The sequence below is a fragment of the Micromonospora sp. NBRC 101691 genome, from assembly GCF_030269285.1.
Classification (GTDB): domain Bacteria; phylum Actinomycetota; class Actinomycetes; order Mycobacteriales; family Micromonosporaceae; genus Micromonospora; species Micromonospora echinospora.
This window is the reverse complement of the sequence record NZ_BSTB01000051.1, coordinates 1-1,099: the sequence shown is the minus strand read 5'-3', so window position 1 is coordinate 1,099 and position 1,099 is coordinate 1. Positions and strand designations below refer to the sequence as shown.

The window sequence follows — 1,099 nt, the reverse complement described above, 5'->3', positions numbered from 1 at the left end:
CTGATGGCTGCCCGCCTCGCCGGTGAGGACATCGAACCGCAAGGCCCCATCGAGACCGAAGCAGCCCGACGCCTCAACAACGAACTCAACCAGAAGTAGCCCTCCAGTTACCCAACACTCTCTGAGGACCGTGCCGAAGAGTTGTTCAGCACCCCGGTGCCGTTTCCCTTCGAGGTGACCTACCGCGCCCTGACCATGCGCGCCCACGAGGTCGAGCAGGCAGTCCACCGCCTGCTGGACGCCCAGCGGGTCGCCCCCGGCCGCGAATTCTTCCGGGTCGGGCAGGCGACGGTGGAGGAGGCGATCCGCTTCTGCCAGGAGCGGGTGACCGGGATCGGCAGCTGGGAACCCATGCCAGTGGTACACCGCCTTCGTGCGGGCGATCGGGTCGCGTTGCCGCTGAAGGCAGGCCAGACGTTTGTCGTTACGGCGTACCCGAGCCTTATGGCGTCGTCAGCCGAGGCGGTCGACATGTGGCAGGTGCACGTTGACGGAGACCTGCTCGAACTGCACGTTACCGACGATCCCGGGATGGTCCGCGGCCTGAGCGATGGCGATGAAGGGGCAGAGGAGGATCCGCTGCCATACCTCAACCGTGAGGGCAGCGCACCCAACGGACACCTGATCGGCCGGGAACGGCTCGTGGCCGGCGACCGACTCAGCTGGCTCTCCGATCACGCCCATGTGGTCTTCGAGATCCACGGCTTCTGCCAGGTCTTCTGCCGCACTTGGAACCCGCAGTTCGACGCGGAGACAGGCTTCCCGTTGCTGCTCAATTACGTGGTGCGGCCGGTGAGTCGCGCCGCCGCCGCCAACTTCCGAAAGGTGCTGGCGCTAGACACTCCGTCGACATGGGCACCACGAAATCCGGATCTGACGGACGGCTGGGCGCCGCCCGCCACCCACGAAAGCAAGCCGGAGGACTGGCTGCCCCAGCTCCGCCGGCAGAAATGATCGCCAATATGGCGAGTTGCTGTCAACGCCGCCTCAATCGTGACCACCGTGGTCCGGCTGAAACTGGACCACCTTGGTTTGGTTGATCTTTAGTCGTTGGTCTTGCTGGCTGCGGGGACGCGGCCGAGGTCGCGGTCCTTGAGTC

At 65.4% G+C, this 1,099-nt stretch carries 1 pseudogene; it reads left to right on the top strand.

Going from position 1 to position 1,099, the window contains the following annotated elements:
- Positions 1-135: 135 nt before the first annotated feature.
- Positions 136-954, top strand: a pseudogene (locus tag QSK20_RS31900) (GIY-YIG nuclease family protein); the annotation flags it as partial.
- Positions 955-1,099 lie beyond the last annotated feature (145 nt).